This is a genomic window from Serratia sp. JSRIV004 (assembly GCF_019968705.1).
GTDB classification, from domain to species: Bacteria; Pseudomonadota; Gammaproteobacteria; order Enterobacterales; family Enterobacteriaceae; genus Chania; species Chania fonticola_B.
This window is the reverse complement of the sequence record NZ_CP074140.1, coordinates 1,582,341-1,604,891: the sequence shown is the minus strand read 5'-3', so window position 1 is coordinate 1,604,891 and position 22,551 is coordinate 1,582,341. Positions and strand designations below refer to the sequence as shown.

Genomic DNA, 22,551 nt, shown 5'->3' with positions numbered 1-22,551 from the left:
ACGGTTATTTTTTGTACCGTTTTGCAGAAGAGTTTTGCAGGGGTTTTGCAGAAGATATTTTGTGAAGCTAAAAACAGGCGGTTTTCACGGCTATCACCGATAGAAAACCGCCTTTATATCCAATCACTTATAAACTATTTCACCCTTCGGTTCATAGGCCGCTGCGTCTAGTGGTGAATGCTTCTCGATATACTTCTTGAGCACTTCCGCATCGATAAAGCCGGTGTTGACGTAGCTTGGCAGGGTATCAATCTTCGGATAACCATCGCCACCCAGGGCATTGAAGTTCAGTGTCGCCATACGATAGGTCTTGTCTGCCTGTAAGGGTTCTCCCTTGATCTTGACGTCGCTAACGCCTTTGCCGTCCGCCACCAGGCTGACGTTGGCGAATTGCGCATAGGCCCCGGAATCCACCTTCATATTGGCTACCGCTGCCAGATATGGCTCAACCTCGCTGCCTTTCATTTCGACATACACCAGCGTGTTGCCAAACGGCTGCACCTTGAGCACGTTTTTATAGGTGATATCACCGGCCTCGATCGAGTCACGCACGCCACCACCGCTCATCACGGCGAAGTCTGCGTTGGCGCGTTCCATCTGTGCAGCTAACAGCACGCGCGAAAGGTTGGTCTGCACGAAGCGGACTTTACTGCGATCCCCTTCCAGTTTGCCGTTGACGCTGCCCACCTTCACTTCCAACTGAGCCTTGCCCTTGTCCTGGAACGGCGTCAGCAACTTCATCATCGACGGATCTTCCTGGATCTGTTGGGTGTAATACACCCGCTCGCTGGTGCCGTCGGCTTTCTCTACCTTTTTCTTCAGGTTGATCGGGATCAGTTGGTAATGCATCAGTTTCAGTTCGCCGTTGCGGAACTGGAAGTCGGCACGACCAACGTATTTACCCCATTCGTGAGCCTGGACGATCCAGGTACCGTTTTGGCGATCTGGCGCGCAAGGCGTGCCCGGTACGTAATCCACCTGTTTGTGGTTTTCACTCGCCATACAGACCGGATCTTGCGAATGCCCACCGACAATCATATCCAGGTAGCCCGTAGGCAGGCTACGTGCCATCTCCACGTCCCCCGGCGCGTTAGAGCCATGGTTACCATCGTCGTAGTGGCCCATGTGGGTAGCGGCGATAATCACGTCCGGCTTTTCATCTTTGCGCAGCTGTTCCACCACCTGCTTGGCTTCTTGCGCCGGAACACGGAATTCGATATCGGTAAAGTATTCCGGGTTGCCGATTTTTGCAGTGTCATCGGTGGTCAGGCCGATCACCGCAATCTTCACCCCTTGCTTTTCAAACAGGGCATAAGGCTTGAACAGGCGTTGCTGAGTGCTTTTTTGATAAATGTTGGCGGACAATAGCGGGAAAGAAGCCCACTTCTCCTGCTGGCGCAACACGCTGAGGGGGTTGTCGAATTCGTGGTTGCCGATCGCCATCGCGTCGTAGCCGATCAGCGTCATGCCACGGAAATCGGGTTCTGCATCCTGCAAATCCGATTCTGGCACGCCGGTATTGATGTCCCCACCGGACAGCAACAGCACGCTACCGCCTTTCGCCGCCACTTCCTGACGGATGCTGTCCACCAGCGTCTTTTGCGCCCCCAGGCCGTACTCGCCATGATCGTTCTGCCAGAAATGGCCGTGATGATCGTTGGTGTGCAGGATGGTGATATCGTAGGTTTTATCCTTTTCCCAAGCACTGACCGTTCCTGAAAACAACGTCAGGGAAACAGCCAACGCACATGCGGTGGTGTGAAGCGAAAAGCGCATGGCAGATCTCCATGGTTAATAATGGGTATTTTTTGATAAGGACGAAATTGTAACGCGAATCGGCTGCAACTAATTTCAAATTTTTGCGACATACGTCAAATTATGTCGGAAAGGCACGGCCGGTTCGAATTTTATCGGCACTCCCAATAGCACATAATGATCGAGAGAGAATCTGCTACCCCGTTGTCGGACGAAAGATGAACGTTATAAGATGTCAGCTTTCTCCTCTCACTTACCAGGCTAATAATAATATGACTGACCGTAGTGAAACGGACATTCCACCGGTAACCCGCAGCGCGGCCAAAGGCACGGCGTTCTCTATTCTCGGTGCTATCAGCGTTTCCCACCTGCTCAACGATATGATGCAATCGCTGATCGTGGCGATTTACCCGATTTTGCAAGCCGATTTTAGCCTCAGCTTTGTGCAGATCGGGATGATCACCCTGACCTATCAGCTCACCGCCTCACTGCTACAACCGCTGATTGGTTATTACACCGATAAACACCCGCAGCCTTATTCGCTGCCTATCGGCATGGGATTCACCCTGTCGGGCTTACTGCTGCTTTCGGTGGCCAACACTTTCCCTCTGGTGCTGCTGGCGGCCGCTTTGGTGGGCACCGGTTCCTCCGTATTCCATCCTGAGTCATCCCGCGTGGCGCGCATGGCATCCGGTGGACGGCACGGTTTGGCCCAGTCGCTGTTCCAGGTGGGCGGCAACTTCGGCAGTTCCCTCGGCCCGCTGTTGGCCGCGCTGATTATTGCCCCCTATGGCAAGGGCAATATCGCCTGGTTCTCACTGGCTGCGCTGCTGGCCATTGTGGTCTTGTTGCAGGTCAGTAAATGGTATAAGCAGCAACATCGGGCGGCCCAAGGCAAGCCAAAAGCCGCTTCTCTGGTCAAACCGCTGCCAAAACGTACCGTAGCGTTCTCCTTAAGCATCCTGCTGGTGCTGATCTTCTCCAAATACTTCTACTTGGCGAGCATTAGTAGCTATTACACCTTTTATCTCATACATAAGTTCGGCGTTTCGGTACAGAATGCCCAATTCCATCTGTTTGCCTTCCTGTTTGCCGTAGCGGCAGGAACCATCATTGGCGGGCCTTTGGGTGATAAGTTTGGACGTAAATATGTCATTTGGGGCTCCATCCTGGGTGCTGCTCCCTTTACCTTGGCTTTACCCCATGCTTCTCTCTACTGGACCGGGGTTTTGACGGTGATCATCGGGGTTATTCTGGCCTCGGCCTTCTCGGCCATTCTGGTGTATGCGCAGGAGCTGATCCCCGGCAAAGTGGGGATGGTTTCCGGGCTATTCTTCGGTTTTGCTTTCGGTATGGGCGGGTTAGGTGCGGCAGTTCTTGGTTATGTCGCCGATTTGACCAGCATCGAGCTGGTTTATCAAATCTGTGCATTCCTGCCGCTTATCGGCATTATCACCGCATTGCTACCAAATATGGAGCATAACCAGCAATAACCCTGATACAACCCCGGTTTATCGCAGAAGTTAAACCGGGTTATCCACTCCGAAACCCCATTTAATCCGGTCAATTACGCCATAATTCCCCTTCCTTCTGCAAAAATAGACGAATAGTCTGGTTTTTTACACAAAACCCTAAATTAGCTAAGCAATGAAAGCACAAATGCAATAAACTAAATGTATCCTTTCGTAACACCCGTCAGCACAACCAGAGGAGTATGGATGCATAATTCAACACCCTTGATCACCACTATTGTTGGAGGGTTAGTACTCGCCTTCCTCTTCGGAATGCTGGCAAACCGCCTGCGCATCTCCCCGTTGGTAGGGTATCTGGCCGCAGGCGTTCTTGCCGGCCCGTTTACCCCCGGTTTCGTCGCTGATACCTCGTTAGCGCCGGAACTCGCGGAGATTGGGGTGATCCTGCTGATGTTCGGTGTTGGTCTCCATTTCTCGCTTAAAGATCTCCTCGCTGTAAAAAATATCGCTATCCCTGGGGCCATTGCCCAAATCGCCGTCGCGACGGTGTTGGGGATGGGGTTGTCCAAACTGATGGGCTGGGATTTGGTTTCCGGCCTGGTATTCGGCCTGTGTCTGTCCACCGCCAGTACCGTGGTACTGCTGCGCGCCCTGGAAGAACGGCAACTGATCGACAGCCAACGCGGGCAGATCGCCATCGGCTGGCTGATTGTCGAAGATTTGGCCATGGTGTTGGCCCTGGTGCTGCTGCCGGCATTTGCCAATATGCTCAACAGCGATACCGCCAGCACCACACAGCTGCTCACCGAGTTGGCCATCACCATTGGCAAGGTTATCGCCTTTATCGCGCTGATGATTATCGTTGGCCGCCGAGTGGTGCCTTGGATCCTGGCAAAAACCGCCAGTACCGGCTCGCGCGAGCTGTTTACGCTGGCAGTGTTGGCACTGGCGCTGGGTATTGCCTACGGCGCTGTCGGCCTGTTTGACGTCTCGTTTGCCCTGGGTGCCTTCTTTGCCGGTATGGTGCTGAACGAATCGGAACTGAGCCACCGCGCAGCACACGATACGCTGCCGCTGCGTGACGCCTTTGCGGTGCTGTTCTTTGTCTCGGTCGGTATGCTGTTCGATCCGATGATCCTGATCAACCAACCGCTGGCGGTGTTGGCAACGCTGGCGATTATCCTGTTTGGTAAATCGGTGGCGGCCTTCGCGCTGGTCAAAATGTTCGGTCACTCCAAGCGTACCGCGCTGACCATTTCCGCCAGCCTGGCACAGATTGGTGAGTTCGCCTTTATCCTGGCCGGATTGGGGGTCACGCTAGGCATGATGGATCAGCATGGCCGTAATCTGGTGCTGGCCGGGGCGATCCTGTCAATCATGCTCAACCCGCTACTGTTTACCTTGCTGGAGCGCTATCTGGCCAAGACGGAAACCATCGAGGATCAGATCCTGGAAGAAGCGGTGGAGGAAGAGAAGCAGATCCCGGTCGATATCTGCAATCATGCCGTCGTAGTCGGTTATGGCCGGGTTGGTAGCCTGTTAGGGGCCAAGCTGACCGAAGAAGGCGTCTCGATGGTGGTGATAGAAAACTCTCGCCCACGGGTTGAAGCGCTACGCGCTCAAGGGATCAAAGCGGTGTTAGGCAATGCGGCCAATCCCGAGATCATGGAACTGGCCCGGCTCGACTGCGCACGCTGGCTGCTGCTGACCATTCCCAACGGCTATGAAGCCGGTGAGATCGTGGCCTCGGCCCGCACCAAGCGCCCTACTCTGGAGATTATCGCCCGCGCTCATTACGACGACGAGGTTTCGTATATTTCCGACCGGGGTGCCGATCAGGTGGTGATGGGTGAACGCGAGATCGCCAACAGCATGTTGAATATCCTCAAGCTGGATTCGCTGTCGGACGAAGAGAAACTGGCCGCCTGCCCAATCTGACGCCATTAAGCCGGTAAGAGCGCTAAAACAGCGCTCTTACCGGTTGTTGGTTACCGTTCCCAGTAAGACTCTTCCAGACTGTCTTCCCGCTCCGGCAACCCACGGGTCAAACGTGGAGAGTGCTGGTTAAGTACCTGATAGCTAACGCGGTTAGCATATTTGCAGACCTGCGCCAATGAAGAATAGGTCAGGTAGCTACGCACATGCTTGCTGGAGTTTGGCACGTTGTTACGGTGATAGCCGTTAGCGGCGATATCATGCAGCAGCGCAGACAGCGCACCGTCGCCCGCACCGTTGGTATTCATGATCTTTTCCGGGCCACCCATATACGGGGCGATATGCGAATAGACCTTGAGTGCGTTTTCGCAGCTTGCACGGCGCATCGCACGGCTGAATTCAAAGCGGTTAAACTCGGCGATATGGCCCGGCAACAGCGGATGCTGGGTTTCACGCTTGTTGGCCTCTTCGGTGTAACCTGCCATATACAGACCGTTTGGCCCAGCGGTACACAACACCAAATCTACCCAGTCCAATGCCATCTCTGAGGCCATCAGCGGATCGCTCAACCCAGTGAGTTCCAACGCCTCATCTTCGTTCATCGCCAGAATGGAGACATGCTCTCTAAGAAAATCACGCCACCACACCGGATTATCCGCAATGACGTACTTGGTGCCCAGCGTCAGCACCACCGGTACATCATGCTTTTTGGCAAACTTTATCGCCTGCATGGTGGCTTCCGGCATGGGTTCACCGGGTTTGCAACGCACCAGATAGGAGGTCAGTACCAACGCGGCAGCCCCTGCGATCACCTCTTCAGGAATGCTTTCCGGGCGTAGCTGGTTCATCTGGCCTGGGCTGATGGCAAAGGTGCGCTCGCCGCTCTCGCTAATCAGCGTAAAGCATCGGCCAATGGCTCCATCCACCGCTTGCAGGTAGTTGAGATCGGTACGGCTGGAGGTGTTGCACAGATAGCGATAGGCATAGCTGCCAATTTTGACGTTGCTGCACATCACGCCGAGCAGCACGGAACGATCGTCCGCCAGTACCGAGTAGTTGTGCAGGGTGTTACCGATGGTGCCACCGGCAAATTGATGGGTGATCAGGTTATTGTCGCTCAGTTCCTGATACAGCGCCTCGGCAACGTCGTCTTCAATGACCAGCGAATGGCCCAGGCTAAGGCCGTAGCGTTCGACAAACGCGTCATCCACTTTCGCTTCGATATCCACCAGCGTCTGATCGATACCGACGACATAAGAGGTACTGACTTCATTTTCAGGCTGTGTCTGCTGCAATAACGGATCGCGAGCGTTAACCGGAAAATAATGTTTGGATTTACGTTTACCAGGAAATTTCATGTGATTGGCGGTGAGTTGCGGTGAACAGGCAGGAATGTTAGCACATTCCTGCCTGATTGCTGCGTTTTCACGTGAGCATTTTGCCAACCGAGCGGTGAAAAACCGGCTTGATTACAGCCGTTGCCCCACCAGCTGTTGCATCATATCGATATGGGCGGCGTCATCATTGAGTGCCGGGATGTATTCAAACTTCTCGCCACCCGCCTCCAGGAAGATTTCGCGGTTCTGCTCTTTGATCTCCTCCAGCGTTTCCAGGCAATCCGCAGAAAAGCCGGGGCAGATCAGTTGGATATGCTTCACGCCTTGCGCTGGCAGACTCTTCAGGGTTTCGTCGGTGTACGGCGTCAGCCAGGGCTCCCGACCGAAGCGCGATTGATAGGTCATCATCACCCGATCTGGGGCCAGCGGTATGGCCGCCGCCAACGCGCGGTAGGTATCTTCGCAACGTTGCGGATAATCATCACCCAGCGTGGCGTAGCGTTTGGGAATACCGTGGAACGACATCACCAGGCGGTCGGGCTTACCGTGTTCGGCGAACGCCCGCTCAACGCTTTGCTGCAAGGCCAGGATATACGCTGGGTGCTCGGCATAGTCACGGATAAAGCCAATCGATGGCAGGCGGCGATAACCTTTCAGCACCCGCGCAACACCATCCCAGACTGCGGCGCTGGTCGAGCACGAATATTGCGGATACAGCGGCAACACCACCAGATTGGTCACGCCTTGCGCCAATAGGCTGTCGATCGCCTGTGCCAGACTGGGTGATCCGTAGCTCATACCTAGTTCCACCGGCGTATTCGGCATACGCGCCGCCAGCTCCCGCTGTTGGCGACGGCTGTAGACCAGCAACGGTGAACCTTCGTCCATCCAGACAGATTGATAAAGCTTTGCCACACGCGGTGAACGGATCGGCAGAATGATGCCGTTAAGAATTGGCCACCAGATCAGCGGCGCAGTGTCGACCACCCGGTTGTCACTGAGAAATTCTTTCAGATAGCGTTTTACCGCCTGCGGGGTAGGTGCCTCTGGCGTCCCCAGATTCACCAGCAATACCCCGTGTTTCTCTTGTTTCATTCCGATCCCCTTGTCCTTCCCGGCAAATACCCTGTTATTTCTCAGCGTATTAACAGCCACTCATGCGGCCTATTGTAACGGAAAAGCGCCGGACCGGAACCTATATCAGCAACAGGTAGAACAGGGGTTATTTTTGCGCCAGCTGCCAGACGGCAGCTACGTTGCGCGCCGTAACTTCCAGGTTATGGGCCGCGTCCGCCAGCGCTTCTGGCAGCGTCACGATGCGATCGATCACCGAGAAAGCGGCGTCGATGCCGTGTTGATGCACCACCTGATAGTCTTTTGACAGGCTACCGGCAATGGCAATCACCGGTAATTGGTGGCGCTTGGCTACCCGCGCAACGCCGATCGGGGTTTTGCCGTGGATCGACTGGCTGTCGAGCCGCCCTTCACCAGTGATCACCAGGTCTGCATCACGTACCGCATCTTCCAGATGCAGCGTTTCGATCACGATTTCGATGCCTGGCCGCAGTTCTGCCGCCAGAAAACCGATCAATGCCGCTCCCATCCCCCCAGCAGCACCTGAGCCTGGCACCTGCATGACCTTGCGCCCGGTGGTCTGCTCCAGGAGCGTACCGTAATGATGCAGCGCCTTGTCCAGTTGCTGCACCTTCTCCGGCGTGGCCCCTTTTTGTGGGCCGAAGATCGCTGAAGCCCCGTGATCGCCACACAGCGGGTTATCCACGTCGCAGGCTACCGTGATCTTCACCTGCTGCAAGCGGGGATCCAGTTGGCTGAGATCGATATGCGCCAGTTGCGCCAACGCCGCACCACCGGGCCGTAATTCTTGATTGCGGTGGTCGAGAAGCTTAGCGCCCAGCGCCTGCATCATACCCGCCCCGCCATCGTTGGTTGCGCTGCCGCCGATCCCCAAAATGATCGAGCCTACACCTTGTTGCAGTGCCGCCAGGATCAGCTCGCCGGTGCCAAAACTGCTGGTCACTAACGGATCGCGTTCGTCACCCGCCACCAGATGCAGCCCGGACGCGGCTGCCATTTCGATCACTGCGGTTTTCCCTTCCCCCAGCAGACCATAAAATGCTGCTGTAGGTTTGCCCTGCGGCCCGCTAACCTGCACATTGATGATTTCCCCACCGGTGGCGGCCACCATCGCATCGACGGTGCCCTCGCCTCCGTCCGCCATGGGCAGCAACACATAGTGCGCCTGCGGATAGATTTGCCGGAAACCACGCTCGATCGCTTCTGCGACACCCTGAGCACTCAGGCTCTCTTTAAAGGAGTCGGGGGCAATTACCACTTTCTGTAGGGTGTTCATCGACAGCGCCTTAATCTTCAGAGGATGCCACTGCATCGGTTAGTGAATACCATACCCTGCCGACAACGGAAATTCTTTAGCGATAGACACAAACAAAAGGGTAAAAAACAACGTTATTTTGTGCATTCACACAATTCAATCCTGCATCAACATACCGATATACAGTTGCAAGACGTCCGCCAATTGGTTGATCTTCAGGCCAGTCGTTTTTTCTACGCGCTGTAGGCGGTAACGTAGGGTATTAACGTGAATATGCAGCTGTGCCGCAGTCTTGGTTTGGTCACAATTCTGATTGAAATAGTGGCGCAGCGTGTTTCTCAGCATCCCTTTTTCATCCTGGGCGCTCAATTGCCGCCAGGGCCGTGAAAGCTCCTGCGCTCGCCAATCCTCTCCTAAATCGCACAGCAGCGAGGGCAGCGGGTAGTCATCATAAAACAGCGTGTGCTGGACCAGTTTGAGACGGTGCGCCATGGTTTGCACTGCTCTTGCGGTCTGAATGGAGCGATAGACGCCCTCCTCACCACTGTAAAAGCCCCCGACGATCAACCGTAGGCCAAAGCGTTGCTGGATCTCATTCTGGAGCTGCTGGGCCAGCTTGCGCTCCTGCTGTACGTCCCACACGCCCTGTTTCATACAGGCCGGGCGCAAGAGCACCAGTTCATTAAAGCTGGTCATGGTGATCAGCGCCTCACGCTGGGTGATCTCCAGCTCTGCCAGCAAGCCTCTCAGTACCTGCGGCTGCGGTTCATACAGCTCTAGCAGCCAGACAATGCGTGGCTGTTGCAGATCCAGCTCTAAATAGGCCGCCATCGCCTCGCGCGAACCAGGTTCACTGTGCCCTTGCAGCAGTTGGTTGGCCAGCTCTTCCCGGTAACGCTTTTCCCACTGATGTTGATCGAGCATCGCAGCCTGTTCCACCATCAGCTCTGCCGCCATTTTCACCAGCTCACCATAGGCTCGCACCTGGGCCGGATCGCCGGAAACCCCAATCGCTCCTACCAGTTGATTACGAAAGCTGAACGGCAGATTGATGCCGGGCTGCACGCCCTTCAGATGGTGTGCCGTGGCCTCATCAATCTCCACCACCCGGTTTTCGGTCAGGGCCAATACCGCCCCTTCGTGTCGCTGATACAGGCGCGAGGCGTTGCCGGAAGCAATAATGACGCCGTTGCTGTCCATCACGTTGACCGAATGGTGAATGATGCTCATCGCACGTTGCACGATCTGGCGCGCGGTCGCTTCTTGCAAAAAATTTGTCTGCCTGGACATGCGGCTCTTCCTGTCGAGCGAAACGGTAGCACTGATAACCTAGCATGAAGCGGCAAAAAAAAACGCCAGGCAGCAACCGCAAGCCCAGCGTTTTCTACAGCCTTGACACCGATTAGCCCAGAATGGCCGCCAGCTCAGCGCTCACTTCCGTCACCTTACGGGTGCCATCGATCTTGTGGTAAGACGTATTACCCGCCTCGGCTTCTTTATGATAGTAAGACACCAGCGGCGCGGTCATCTGATGGTATTCCACCAGGCGCTTACGCACGGTCTCTTCCTGATCGTCTTTACGGGTGGTCAGCTCTTCGCCGGTGGCGTCGTCTTTCCCTTCTACCTTCGGCGGATTGAATTTGATGTGGTACACGCGGCCAGATGGCGCATGCACGCGGCGGCCAACGATACGATCGACGATCAGTTCGTCCGGCACGTCGAACTCCAGCACGTAATCCACTTTAATGCCGGCTTCTTTCATCGCGTCAGCCTGTGGAATGGTGCGTGGGAAACCGTCCAGCAGGAAACCGTTACGGCAGTCTTCCTGGGTAATACGCTCTTTGACCAGCGCAATAACCAGCTCATCGGTCACCAGCTTGCCGGCGTCCATGATTTCTTTCGCCTTTTTGCCCAGCTCAGAACCGGCCTTAACGGCTGCGCGCAACATATCGCCCGTGGAGATTTGCGGAATGCCGTATTTCTCCATGATGAATTGAGCCTGAGTGCCTTTACCAGCGCCTGGAGCGCCCAGCAGAATGATACGCATTGCGTAAATCCCCTTGCTATGTATTTCCCTTCATTCTTCGGGCCGCGGCCGGAAGTCTATCGGGTTTGAGTTTTTATTAAATTTCGAAAACACTCAACCTTACCATTTCTGAGGGGGGTGGCTCAAGGTAGCGAGAGGAAATCGGTTGCGGAAAGATCGGGCTGAAACGAGGCAAGCAGGAGAAAAATTTGACGGGAATAGAAGAGATTACGCCCCAAACCCTAAGGTCTGGGGCGTATTTTGCTGATTAAGCGGACAACAGCTTATTCATGCGGCGGATAAACTGGTTTGGATCTTCCAGCGTACCCCGCTCTGCCAGCAGGGCCTGATCCAACAGCAGATCGATCCATTCGGCAAATTGTTCGTTATCGCCCACATCGGATGCGCGTTTGACCAACGCATGCTCTGGGTTCAGCTCGAAGATATACTTCACTTCCGGCGCAGCCTGCCCCGCAGCGGCAAACAGTTTGGCCATCTGGGTGCTCATCTCGTCGGCATCGGTGGTAACGATGGCCGGGGTATCCGTCAGGCGGTGCGTCAGACGCACGTCCTTCACGCGCTCACCCAGCAGCGTCTTGACTCGCTCGATAAACGGCTCCAGCTGCTTCTCGGCCTCTTTCTGCTCTTCGGTTTCATCCGCCAGTTTATCCAGCGCTTCATCCGCTTTGCTGACCGACTGGAACACCTTACCATCAAACTCGGTCAGGTAGCTCATCATCCACTCATCGATGCGGTCAGACAGCAGCAGGACTTCGATGCCTTTCTTGCGGAACAGCTCCAGGTGCGGGCTGCTCTTGGCGGCGGCATAACTGTCGGCGGTGATGTAGTAAATCTTGTCCTGGCCTTCGGTCATGCGGCCAACGTACTCTTCCAGCGAGACGGTTTGCGCCGAGCTGTCATTGTGCGTAGAAGCAAAGCGCAGCAGTTTGGCGATGGCCTCTTTGTTGCCGCCGTCCTCCGCTGGGCCTTCTTTCAGTACCATACCGAACTGCTGCCAGAACTTCTGGTAGGCTTCCGCGTCGTCTTTGGCCAGCTTGTCCAACATCTGCAACACGCGTTTGGTCAGCGCGCCACGCAGGTTTTGGGTAACACGGCTGTCCTGCAGGATTTCACGCGAAACGTTCAGCGGCAGATCGTTGGAATCGATCAGGCCACGCACAAATCGCAGGTAGTTCGGCATGAACTGCTCGGCGTCATCCATGATAAACACGCGCTGAACGTACAGCTTCAGGCCGTGTTTATGATCGCGATTCCACATATCCCACGGCGCCTGGGCCGGGATGTACAGCAGGCTGGTGTACTCCTGCTTACCTTCCACCCGGTTGTGGCTCCAGCTCAGCGGATCGGTAAAGTCATGGGCAATGTGCTTGTAGAACTCTTTGTACTCTTCTTCGGTCACGTCAGCTTTGCTGCGAGTCCACAACGCTTGCGCCTTGTTGATTTTCTCCCAGGTGACGGTGCCGTCTTCTTCATTCTTGGTTTCAATCTCTACCGGGAGTGCAATGTGATCGGAATATTTACCAATCACCGAGCGCAGACGCCAGCCGTCGAGGTATTCGTCTTCGCCTTCACGCAGGTGCAGGGTAATTTCGCTGCCGCGATCGGCCTTGCTGATATCGGCGATGGTGTAATCACCTTCACCGGCAGACTCCCAGTACACCCCTTGATCTTCCGCAGCACCGGCCGCGCGGGTACGCACGGTGACTTTGTCCGCCACGATGAACGCCGAGTAGAAGCCCACGCCGAACTGACCGATCAGTTGGCTGTCTTTCGCCTGATCGGAGCCGATAGACTCCAGGAAGGCCTTGGTACCAGACTTGGCAATCGTCCCCAGGTTTTCGATCACTTCTTCGCGGCTCATACCGATGCCGTTATCGGCGATCGTCAGGGTACGCTTCTCTTTGTCGAAGGACAGACGCACACGCAGTTCGCCATCACCTTCATACAATTCAGGCTTGGAAAGCGCGCGGAAACGCAGCTTGTCCGCCGCATCGGAGGCGTTGGAGATCAGCTCACGCAGGAAGATTTCTTTATTGGAGTACAGCGAATGGATCATCAAATGAAGCAGTTGTTTGACTTCAGACTGGAACCCACGGGTTTCTTGACCTTTCATACTCATTGATTACCTCAAAGACAGTAATGACCAAATCATGCAATGAGGATTAAATGGGGTTAACTCTGTGGTTTTTCAAGCGGCTGGCGGGGAATTTTTTGTCAACGGATTACGGGGCAGAGGACTGCCCCGTAAAGAATCATCAGAATTTGATCGCGTGGCGTCCGGCCAGGGAGTGCGACAGCGTGGTGCCATCCACCATTTCCAGTTCACCACCCACCGGAACCCCGTGGGCAATGCGGCTGGCAAGTACGCCATATTGGCCACACATCTCGGCGATGTAGTTGGCCGTGGCGTCCCCTTCCACCGTTGGGTTGGTGGCCAGGATCACTTCAGTGATGGTTTCCTTCTCCAGCCGTTGCTCCAACCGATCCAGGCCGATATCGCCTGGGCCAATGCCGTCTAACGGTGACAGATGGCCCATCAGCACAAAGTAGCGCCCGGCAAACTGGCCGGTCTGCTCGATGGCGTGAATATCCGCCGGGCTCTCCACTACGCAAATCTGGCCGTTTTGCTGGCGGCGTACATTATTGCAGATGGTGCAGGTATCCTGCTCGGTGAAGGTACGGCAATCGGCACAGTGGCCGATCTCCGACATGGCACGGGTCAGCGCCTGTGCCAGCCGCATACCACCGCTGCGATCGCGCTGCAGCAGTTGGAACGCCATACGCTGCGCCGACTTCGGGCCAACGCCCGGCAGGCAGCGCAGTGCCTCCATCAATGATTCAAGGAGCGGGCTGGTTTGCATCAGAACGGCATCTTAAAGCCTGGCGGCAACTGCATCCCGCTGGAAACCGACGCCATCTTCTCTTTCTGGGTTTCTTCGATGCGACGTGCTGCGTCATTGAAAGCGGCAGCGATCAGATCTTCCAGCATCTCTTTGTCGTCTTCCATCAGGCTTGGGTCGATTTCTACCCGGCGGCAGTTATGTGCCCCGTTGATGGTCACTTTCACCAAGCCAGCCCCGGATTCACCCGTCACTTCCAATTTGGCAATTTCTTCCTGCATCTGCTGCATCTTTTCCTGCATTTGCTGGGCTTGCTTCATCAGGTTACCCATACCGCCTTTACCAAACATAGTCGTCTCTCATAGCATTGGCCGCGCACCGTGCGCCGCGTTAAATAGGGCGAATACTCTCTTCATCCAGATCTGCATCGAAGAACCGACGCAGAGTCTGGATATTGGTATCCGCAACGATGGACTGGCGAGCCTGCGCCAGTTTTTCTTCATAAATGGCTTGCCGCCACTCCAGCGGAGTCCGCTCCGCCGGATTATCGTCTTCCACCACGCTGAGTTCAACCGTGCGGCCATGTAACTCACTGAGTGCCTGCGCCAGTGTCTTCTGTGCCGAAGGCGAATTCAGATGACGCTGCGAAGACCGCAGGTGGAGACAAATGCTGTCCGGAGCCAGCTGCTGCTTAAAGGCGTTTAACGCCAGTTGCTGCACCAGTTTCGGTATTTTTAGCTGGTCGATCTCTGCCGCCCAAGGATCGCGCTCGATGGACTCAACCACCAGTTTAGCCGACAGCTCAGGCGTTTTTTCATGTTCGAGCGCCGTACGCAACGCTTTTGGCGTGGCCAGCGGTTCCGGCGCGGCTTCAGGTTCGGTAAGCGCACGCCAGCGATAGGCCTCCGGCTTGGCCGGCTTCTCCGTCACGATCTTTTCGGCCTGACGCTTCTGGCTGCGTTCGGTTACCGAGGCTAAACGCTCTAGTGCCGAGTTAGCCGGCCGCGCTATTCCTGGCGCCGCCGGCTCATTCTTTTTTGCGGTGGATGCCCCCTGTTGCCGCAGCAACTGGGTTCGCGCTTTAAGTAACTGCGCGGTAGCATCCGGTAAATTTGTTGGTTGAGTATTCTGCACTGACGCAGCCTGCCCCAAGGGAGGTGGGGCATCTGGATAGGGAGAAGGTGGCGCAACGGCCATATTCCCCTGCGGCTGTGCGGGCGCGGTCTGTACCATGGCCACCGGCTCTGGGATCACCGCTTTGGGGTGAAACGCCAGCGCGCGCAGCAGGGTCATCTCTACGCCCATACGGCGATCCGGGGCAAAGGCCAACTCTTTGCGGCCAACCAGCAAGGTTTGATAATAAAGCTGTACGTCCGTTGGCGGCAGGGTACGCGCCAGCTCACGTAACCGCTGCTCAATCGCAGCGTAATGATTGTCCAGCACCGAGGGCAGCAGTTGCACCATCGCAATGCGGTGCAGCAGCGCCAGCGTCTCCACCAGCAGGTTTTCCCAATCCACGCCGCGTGACGCTGCCTGGGCGACCTGCGCCATCACTTTTTCACCGTCGGCACTCACCAGGGCTTCCAGGATGGCCAGCGGCTGCTCATCATCCAACGTCCCCAGCATCTGGCTGACGGTGTCGGTCGTCACCTGCCCCTGCCCCATGGCAATCGCCTGGTCGGTCAGGCTGAGGGCATCGCGCATACTGCCATCGGCGGCGCGTGCCAACAGTTGCAACGCGCGGGCATCGCTGGTGATGTGCTCTGCCAGCAAGACGGTTTCCAACTGGGTGCGGATTTGTTCCACGTCCATCGCTTTAAGATGGAATTGCAGGCAGCGAGAAAGAATAGTGACCGGCAGCTTCTGCGGATCGGTGGTTGCCAATAGGAACTTGACGTGCGCAGGCGGCTCTTCCAGCGTTTTCAGCAACGCATTGAAGCTGTGGCGCGAGAGCATGTGGACTTCATCGATCAGGTAAACCTTGAAACGGCCACGCGCCGGGGCGTATTGCACGTTATCGAGCAGATCGCGAGTATCTTCCACTTTGGTTCTGGAGGCGGCATCGATCTCGATCAAATCGACAAAGCGCCCCTGCTCAATTTCACGGCAGTTATCACATTGGCCGCAGGGCGTCGCAGTGATGCCTGTTTCGCAGTTCAAACCTTTGGCCAACAGACGCGCAATGGTGGTTTTACCCACGCCACGCGTGCCAGAGAACAGATAGGCGTGATGGATCCGCCCCAGAGAGAGGCCATTAGCCAGCGCCGTCAGGACATGCTCTTGTCCGACAACCTCTGCAAACGTTTGGGGGCGCCACTTACGGGCAAGAACCTGATAGCTCATTAAGACTTCATCACTGATTTATAGAGTAATTTCAACCCAAGTAGTACACCACAACGTCGAGGACATTGCCATGTGGGCGGCCTGCTGGTACCGAGGTTGAACCGATACCCTTTATCGTCCGATGGCCACTCACACTTTAGTGTAACAGTACGCCCGCCGTCATTCCTATAACTTTGCATCATGCCTGCAAGACGCGAGCTTGGTGGCCAGTCAATGACAGGAAAACACCTTGGCGAAGGTTAACCACCTGAAAGAAGTTATACTGTGTTTGACAGGGAAGAGCTATCGAGTTGAAACGGCCAACGAACGCCAGCCGTTAAAGCTTTAGTGACGAATCTGGGCCAGCTCGTCTTCGGTCAAACCCGTTGCCTCAAGCACGGCCTCACGAGCCATGCCCATTTTGAGCAGGCTACGAGCGACGTCCAGCTTACCTAGCAGAACACCTTCTTCGCGGCCTTCTTCAAGCCCAGCAATTCGGCCCTCTTCTCGACCTGCAATTCTGCCTTTCTGCTCCAGCTGTTGTGCGATAGTCATTAGTTCGTCTCCGTGTTCGGGCACTCGTTGTGCCAGCTCGCGTACAAAGGCTTCGGCGTCAGCGGTTTCGCCAGCCTGTAGTAAATAGTGTACCAACGATATCACCTGTTGCGAAGAAAGATATCCCGCCAGCAGGATGGTCGCTAGCCGGTCGGGTCAGCTCTGTGATGTCGCGTTGGTGGATGTGTTTCTGCAACAGCGTCAGTGCGGCCATGCTGCGGTGATTCATAATTTCATCATCGGGAATAACGGTAAGGAAATTATGAGGATAGAAGGCAGTAGAGCGCGCGGGGATGTGGCTGTTATACGTCAACCCCGCAGCGAACCACGGGGTTGTCTATCGAAGGTATCAATGCCCGGCGAAGTCGAGCAGGCAGTAGCAATTAATACCCAGATTATTCAGGCGCGTTTCGCCCCCGAGGTCCGGCAGGTTGATGATAAATGCCGCATCTGTCACTTCACCACCCAAACGGCGGATCAGCGTGGCGGTGGCTTCGATCGTGCCACCGGTGGCCAGCAGATCGTCAACGACCAGTACTTTGTCGCCAGCAACGATGGCATCGGTGTGAATTTCCAGCTTGTCGGTGCCGTATTCCAGCTCATAGCTTTCGCTCAGCGTCGCACGCGGCAATTTGCCCGGTTTGCGTACCGGCACAAAGCCAACGCCCAGCGCCAACGCTACCGGTGCGCCGAACAGGAAACCACGCGCTTCAGTACCCACCACCTTGGTGACGCCCGTATCGCGGTAACGTTCGACCAGCAGTTCAATACTGGAAGCATACGCCAGCGGGTTTTCCAACAGGCTGGTCACATCACGGAACAGAATACCCGGCTTCGGGTAGTCGGGAATGGTTTTGATACTGTCTCTAATATACTGAAGCTGTTGCGCAGTCGCGGTCATAGTTATTGCCTGATAAAACTACCTGATAACTTCCACACAGGCCTGCAACCACCACGCTTTGAACAAAAAAACGTCGGGAGGAAACCTGCGCACGAAAACGCCCAAATCTATGCAAAAAGGCGGATAAATGCAACTGACGCCGCACGATCAGCGCTGTTTTTGTTGCGGCAGGTCAATAACTGGCAGCCTGAGCATAAAGGTCAGCAAAATAACCAGGATCGCCAGCAGTACACCTCGCACCCACCAAAGGTTCACCAACCAGAGGGAAGCGGCAAAAGTCAGGACAATAACCAGCACCGCTTTCCACTTGGCTCCTGGCGGTAACGCCTTATGCTGTTGCCAATGCCGCAAATAAGAACCGAACCAGGAGCGATACAGCAACCAATGATGAAACCGCGGTGAAGAGCGTGCAAAGCACCAGGCAGCCAACAACAGAAATGGGGTCGTTGGCAGCAGTGGCAGCACCACGCCCAACGTTGCCAGCACCACGGCTAACCAACCCAGTATAATCAACAACCAACGAGTCATGCCTGTCCTTACCTATCATGATGGCCCGTTTACTGTAGCATCCTTGGCCATAATGCTGCCAGTTGGCGGCTTTATCCATCCGAAGCTTGTCTGATCTCTCTTTCACGGGCAAGCTTAGGCACTTACTGCCTTATCAAAGGATCTCACGTGACTACGCAACGCTTATTACAGGCGCTTGAACAACAGATCGCCGCCCTGGCCAGCGAAATCCAACCGCGAGGTGATACTCCGATCTCGCAGGCGCGGTTTGACGTTGCCCTGTTCTCCAACCACGGCACGCGGTTACGAGATTATCTGGCCGAGATACAAAAGAACTTTGCCCAGCTACAAACGGCGGTCAAAGACAACCGTACCGCCCACGTCGCCTTTCTGGCAGAAAAGCTGGTGGCACAGCTCACCGCGTTACAGCGCGAAATGGCGACCCAGACGATACGGCGTAAAAATCAGCCGAAGGAAGTGGCGGTGGTCGATTTGTACCATAAGCTCGCCGAACATCAGGATTATGAACGCCGCCTGATCGCCATGATCCAGGACCGCGAAAGTCTGTTAGGGCAACAAACCACCTTCGCCGCGCAGAAGAAATTACAACAGGAACTGGCCGCATTCGAGGGCAGATTAGTGCGTTGTCGGCAAGCGTTGGCGCGCATAGAGCGCAGTATCGAGCGAAAAGAAAACGGTTTTTGAATATTTGTCACAATATTTTAATGATTATTCCCCTCCCCGCGCCAGGTTCACTATACTCAGCCAAAGCACAATCTCGTCTCTCCTGCGTTTAAAACACGGGAAGATCCCTTTACTCACACCAACGTTGGACTTATGTCGCTAGAGAATGCCTCCCCAGAATTACAACTGGCGGTAGACTTGATTTACCTGCTGGAATGCAACGAGATCGATCCGGCAACGGCGCTGGCCGCGCTGGACATTGTCAGAAAAGACTATCAGGAAAAGATGCAGCGTGCAGGCATCACCTCACCGTACTTGCCCGCGGGCCAATGATCATGGCCCGCTAGCGTTATCATCAGGTTCCTACACCGCAGGGTGATCACCGATGCCTGGAACCTGCGCCCGCTTGACCTCCTGCACTTCGTTGCCCTGCTGGTTATGCAGGTACACTTCCAACTGGTTGAAGGCGATATTAATGTCGTTCTCACGGCATAGGCGGTCAATCGCCCGGTTCAGTTCATCCACGGTATAGCTGCGATCGCGCAGCTCACGCACGTACAACCGCAGCTCATGATCCAGCGTGCTGGCACCAAAGTTGAGGAAAAAGACCATCGGCTCAGGATCCGTCATCACGCGCGGGTTTTCATGCGCCGCCTGCAACAGCACCGCCTTGACCTTGTCCAGATCGGAGCCATAGGCCACTCCCACTTTAATCAGCACGCGGGTAATAGTGTCTGACAGTGACCAGTTAATCAGCCGCTCGGTGACAAACGCTTTGTTAGGAATGATCACTTCTTTACGGTCAAAGTCCGTAATGGTGGTCGCACGAATACGGATCTTGCTGACCGTCCCGGAGTACGTGCCGATGGTGATGGTATCGCCGATCCGCACCGGGCGTTCAAACAGAATGATCAGGCCGGAAACGAAGTTGGCAAAGATTTCCTGTAAACCGAAGCCCAAACCTACCGACAGCGCCGCCACCAGCCACTGGAGCTTGTCCCAAGAGACGCCCAGCGATCCTAACGCAGTGATGGTCCCTACCGCCGTGATCAGATAGGTCAGAATGGTGGTGATGGCGTAAGACGCCCCCTGCCGCAACTGCAGGCGGGATAACACCAACACTTCCAGCAACCCCGGCAGGTTACGCGTCATGACGTAAGCGACGATCACCGCCAGGACGGCCACCATCATATTACCCAACGTTACCGCCTGCGGTATCACACTGCCCGCCACGTTGCTGGAGTAATGCCATAGGGTAACGCTGTCGAGGTAGGAGATCACCGTGACCAGATCCGACCATATCGCATAAAACGCACTGGCGAAGATCAGAAACAGCACCATGGTGGTCAAACGCAGCGACTGCTGGTTGATTTGATCCAGCGCCAGTGGGGGTTCCTCTACCGGCTCGTTACCTTCGGCCCCCTCTTTCTCTTTGGCCTGGTTTTGGCGGCGCGCAAGGGCACGGCGATAGGCCAACCGACGAGCGGCCACGCTCAGGCCACGGATCGCTGCCAGATAAACGATATTCCACAGGAAGTACAGATAGAGGCTATCGATCCAACGGCCAGCCAAACGTAACGTGGTATAGAAGTAACCGGCAAACATCAGCCCTAGCAGGATCACCGGTGTGGCAGCCAGCGCAGTGACCATCAGCAACCGCACTTTATGGGAGTCTTTTTCACGCCAATGGTCGCGGCAGATAGGGAACACCAACACCGATAATAGCGCCAATGTCAGGATCACCACCACCTGGCCAATAACATCTTCGACCAATCTCAGCGGGGCTTTTTCGCCCAGCACTGACCAGAAGATCAGTGGTAACAGGGCAAGTCCCAACCTGAAGGTCTGGCGGCGATAGTGCGCACAGCGATCGGCCGGGATATTAAAATGCCGCTGCGAAATACCTCCCGGGGCCAGCATGCGGAAAGTGAAGCCAAACACCAACCAGAATAACGCCAGCTGTTGTGACAAGGCCCAGATAAAATCGCTGATGCTGAAATCGGCCCGATAGAACCAGAACCCGGCACCGAGCAACAGTAAAGAGCCCGGTAACACCTTTAATAAGGTGAGCAGAATGGCTTTCGGCGTATGCAGTTGGCTATCGCGCTTTAGCTGGCCGACATCATTGGCCAGCTTTTGCAGATGCCTGTCAATCAGGCGGTAGCGCCAGCGCAGTAGGCCAATCACTACCAGCAACGGGATCAGGAACACCAGGGCATGCAGTCCGCCCAACATCAACTGTCCGGGTTCGAATTTAAAATCCAGCCCGGCCAGCTGTTCTTTCACCGCGCCAGGCAGCCCCTTGAGCCAAGCGAAATCGATAGGCTTGTTGCTGTTAACCCAGAAAATCTGCTGGGTCAGCGTGTCCTGTACCGAGTTATAAACGCTGGTCAGTTGCTGCTGATTAATCTGCAGGTTGATGGCCAACGACAGTTGGTTATTGAGCTGTTTATTCAGTTGATCGAGCAGCTCACGGCGCATATCGACAATTTCATTCAACGCGTCAAGCACGTCGCCGTTGGCCTTTTCCTTACTGTCCGCCACCAGCTTATTGATGAAGTCATCGCCCTTGAACAGCTCATCGCGCTGCTGGTTGATCTCAAACTGCTCCAGCCGTAAATCCGCGATCTGGGTGCTCATGTCCGCCACCAATGTGCCCGGCGGCAGGTTTTGCTGCTGCTGATAAAGAATGCGCGATAACACCAGGCTGCCCTTCAGCACCTGGATCTGCTCTTTCAGGTTTTGTTCCGATTGCAGGCCGCGATCGAGCCAGTTTTTCACCTGAATATTTTGCTGGAACAGGGTATTACTTTCTTGCGTGGCGGTGATCAGCCGCTGGCTGATTTGCCGGTTGATGTTCAGCTCTTTGCTCACCAGTTTGTCGCTCTGGATATCGCTGGTATCCTCCGGATTCTGCGCCTCTTTCGCCGTTTTTTCCGACAGCGTCAGCCGTTTGCTGTTTACCACATCCTGCAACACCTGCACTCGGTGATCCAGGGCATCGATGTTCATGGTGGTGTAATCACGCTGCTTCTGGAGCAGGTCTTGTAACGTTGTGTTGGCATCCAGGCTTCTGCGTTGCAGGTCTATCTCAGCATTGAGCAACACCTGCTCCGTATTGAGCATGACCTGCTGGGTGCTGCGTAATACCTGCTGCCCCGGTGCACGATCGCTTAGCAGGTTACGGATTTCCTGCAGGCGCTGGGAAGCCGTGTACATACTGCTCTGTACGCGCTCTGGCTGGGTCTGCAGTGAGATAAGCTGGCTGTTGTAGGTGGAGAGGCTTTCCTGGGTGTCCTGCAGTTCGTCCAACGTCTGATACAGGCGGCTTTCCAACTGACGCAGGGAAAGCGGTAGCAGTTCGGCTCGCGTCACCGCTTCATCAGCCGGATTTTTCAGCGACTCCAGATCCCGTGTGACCTGTTGTAACTTGGCCGGGGCCTGCTGAACCTGCTGTTTAAGCTGATTGACCTCTTGCTTGATACGATCGATGCCGTCAAGCAGTTCCAGCGTGCGATTTAAGTCCTGTAGAGAGAGCTTTTCGACCGGCGTCAGGTTTTTCTGTTTGTTCAGCGCCTCTATCTGGCTCTGAATGTCACTGCGCGCAGGGAGGTCGCCGCTTTGTGCCGCGAACGCGCCCAAAGGCAGAACCAGCGCCGCCAACAACAAAAACCATAGCGTAATAATGCGGAATTGGCCCGCAGCGTAAGACAGGGAAACAGTTTGTACTACGGGGAGAATACGCCTGCGACTCATGATTTAGCGTCGGTTTAACCATCAAGCGTCAAGGTTATCACGATCGCAGGTCGGCGATGAATAAGAAAAGCATTGCAGGACATGAATCGC

At 55.3% G+C, this 22,551-nt stretch carries 17 protein-coding genes, 1 pseudogene and 1 other annotated feature; of the genes and pseudogenes, 4 read left to right on the top strand and 14 right to left on the bottom strand.

The window, feature by feature from the left end; all coding sequences use genetic code 11:
• Window positions 1-123 precede the first annotated feature (123 nt).
• On the bottom strand, window positions 124-1,776 hold the full coding sequence (gene ushA / locus KGP21_RS07430) for a bifunctional UDP-sugar hydrolase/5'-nucleotidase UshA (RefSeq protein ID WP_223537621.1): 1,653 nt from the start codon (window positions 1,774-1,776) through the stop codon (window positions 124-126).
• A 251-nt stretch (window positions 1,777-2,027) separates the two neighbouring features.
• Between ushA and KGP21_RS07425 the strand changes: the two genes are divergently transcribed.
• Together KGP21_RS07425 and ybaL are read left to right on the top strand one after the other, a co-directional pair.
• Entirely contained in the window at window positions 2,028-3,248 is a 1,221-nt protein-coding gene (locus tag KGP21_RS07425) for an MFS transporter (protein WP_209523109.1), read from the top strand.
• 225 nt (window positions 3,249-3,473) lie between these two features.
• Window positions 3,474-5,165 (top strand): YbaL family putative K(+) efflux transporter, encoded by a 1,692-nt coding sequence (gene ybaL, locus KGP21_RS07420; protein ID WP_024484415.1) that lies wholly within the window; start codon window positions 3,474-3,476, stop codon window positions 5,163-5,165.
• 50 nt (window positions 5,166-5,215) lie between these two features.
• On the opposite strand, the gene KGP21_RS07415 is transcribed toward ybaL, so the two are convergent.
• The 12 genes and pseudogenes from KGP21_RS07415 to KGP21_RS07360 all read right to left on the bottom strand — a co-directional run bounded on the left by KGP21_RS07415 (window position 5,216) and on the right by KGP21_RS07360 (window position 18,042).
• The gene (locus KGP21_RS07415; protein ID WP_059200036.1) at window positions 5,216-6,520 is read right to left on the bottom strand and encodes an inosine/guanosine kinase; all 1,305 of its coding nucleotides are present in this window, start codon (window positions 6,518-6,520) and stop codon (window positions 5,216-5,218) included.
• A 111-nt stretch (window positions 6,521-6,631) separates the two neighbouring features.
• Window positions 6,632-7,594, bottom strand: coding sequence for a ferrochelatase (gene hemH / locus KGP21_RS07410; RefSeq protein ID WP_024484413.1), 963 nt, complete (start codon window positions 7,592-7,594; stop codon window positions 6,632-6,634).
• Between the two features lie 127 nt (window positions 7,595-7,721).
• Complete coding sequence (locus KGP21_RS07405) at window positions 7,722-8,870, bottom strand: glycerate kinase (RefSeq protein WP_209528603.1); 1,149 nt, start codon at window positions 8,868-8,870, stop codon at window positions 7,722-7,724.
• A 135-nt stretch (window positions 8,871-9,005) separates the two neighbouring features.
• On the bottom strand, window positions 9,006-10,139 hold the full coding sequence (locus KGP21_RS07400) for a sugar diacid recognition domain-containing protein (RefSeq protein ID WP_209528386.1): 1,134 nt from the start codon (window positions 10,137-10,139) through the stop codon (window positions 9,006-9,008).
• 112 nt (window positions 10,140-10,251) lie between these two features.
• Window positions 10,252-10,896 (bottom strand): adenylate kinase, encoded by a 645-nt coding sequence (gene adk, locus KGP21_RS07395; protein WP_021805452.1) that lies wholly within the window; start codon window positions 10,894-10,896, stop codon window positions 10,252-10,254.
• 247 nt (window positions 10,897-11,143) lie between these two features.
• On the bottom strand, window positions 11,144-13,009 hold the full coding sequence (gene htpG / locus KGP21_RS07390) for a molecular chaperone HtpG (protein WP_037375256.1): 1,866 nt from the start codon (window positions 13,007-13,009) through the stop codon (window positions 11,144-11,146).
• A gap of 142 nt (window positions 13,010-13,151) precedes the next feature.
• Window positions 13,152-13,757: a recombination mediator RecR gene (recR, locus tag KGP21_RS07385; RefSeq protein WP_024484410.1), complete on the bottom strand. Its 606-nt coding sequence runs from the start codon at window positions 13,755-13,757 to the stop codon at window positions 13,152-13,154.
• A complete protein-coding gene (locus KGP21_RS07380) occupies window positions 13,757-14,086 on the bottom strand; it encodes a YbaB/EbfC family nucleoid-associated protein (protein ID WP_021180123.1) in 330 nt (109 codons plus the stop codon). Before KGP21_RS07380 ends, recR begins: the two co-directional genes overlap by 1 nt.
• A gap of 40 nt (window positions 14,087-14,126) precedes the next feature.
• Entirely contained in the window at window positions 14,127-16,079 is a 1,953-nt protein-coding gene (dnaX, locus tag KGP21_RS07375) for a DNA polymerase III subunit gamma/tau (protein WP_059200033.1), read from the bottom strand.
• Window positions 14,730-14,794 (bottom strand) — a sequence feature (DnaX frameshifting element). (Overlaps the previous gene by 65 nt.)
• Before the next feature lie 324 nt (window positions 16,080-16,403).
• Window positions 16,404-16,872, bottom strand: a pseudogene (locus KGP21_RS07370) (Rpn family recombination-promoting nuclease/putative transposase); the annotation flags it as partial.
• A gap of 90 nt (window positions 16,873-16,962) precedes the next feature.
• A complete protein-coding gene (apt, locus tag KGP21_RS07365; RefSeq protein ID WP_021180126.1) occupies window positions 16,963-17,514 on the bottom strand; it encodes an adenine phosphoribosyltransferase in 552 nt (183 codons plus the stop codon).
• A gap of 147 nt (window positions 17,515-17,661) precedes the next feature.
• Window positions 17,662-18,042, bottom strand: a complete 381-nt coding sequence (locus KGP21_RS07360) for a DUF454 family protein (RefSeq protein ID WP_059200032.1) — start codon at window positions 18,040-18,042, stop codon at window positions 17,662-17,664.
• A gap of 147 nt (window positions 18,043-18,189) precedes the next feature.
• On the opposite strand from KGP21_RS07360, the gene priC reads away from it, so the two are divergent.
• Window positions 18,190-18,726 (top strand): primosomal replication protein PriC, encoded by a 537-nt coding sequence (gene priC / locus KGP21_RS07355; RefSeq protein ID WP_059200031.1) that lies wholly within the window; start codon window positions 18,190-18,192, stop codon window positions 18,724-18,726.
• 132 nt (window positions 18,727-18,858) lie between these two features.
• A complete protein-coding gene (rsmS, locus tag KGP21_RS07350) occupies window positions 18,859-19,038 on the top strand; it encodes a pleiotropic regulatory protein RsmS (RefSeq protein ID WP_021180129.1) in 180 nt (59 codons plus the stop codon).
• 30 nt (window positions 19,039-19,068) lie between these two features.
• Here the strand turns inward: rsmS and mscK are convergent, their stop codons facing one another.
• The gene (mscK, locus tag KGP21_RS07345) at window positions 19,069-22,461 is read right to left on the bottom strand and encodes a mechanosensitive channel MscK (RefSeq protein WP_209523108.1); all 3,393 of its coding nucleotides are present in this window, start codon (window positions 22,459-22,461) and stop codon (window positions 19,069-19,071) included.
• Between the last annotated feature and the right edge of the window lie 90 nt (window positions 22,462-22,551).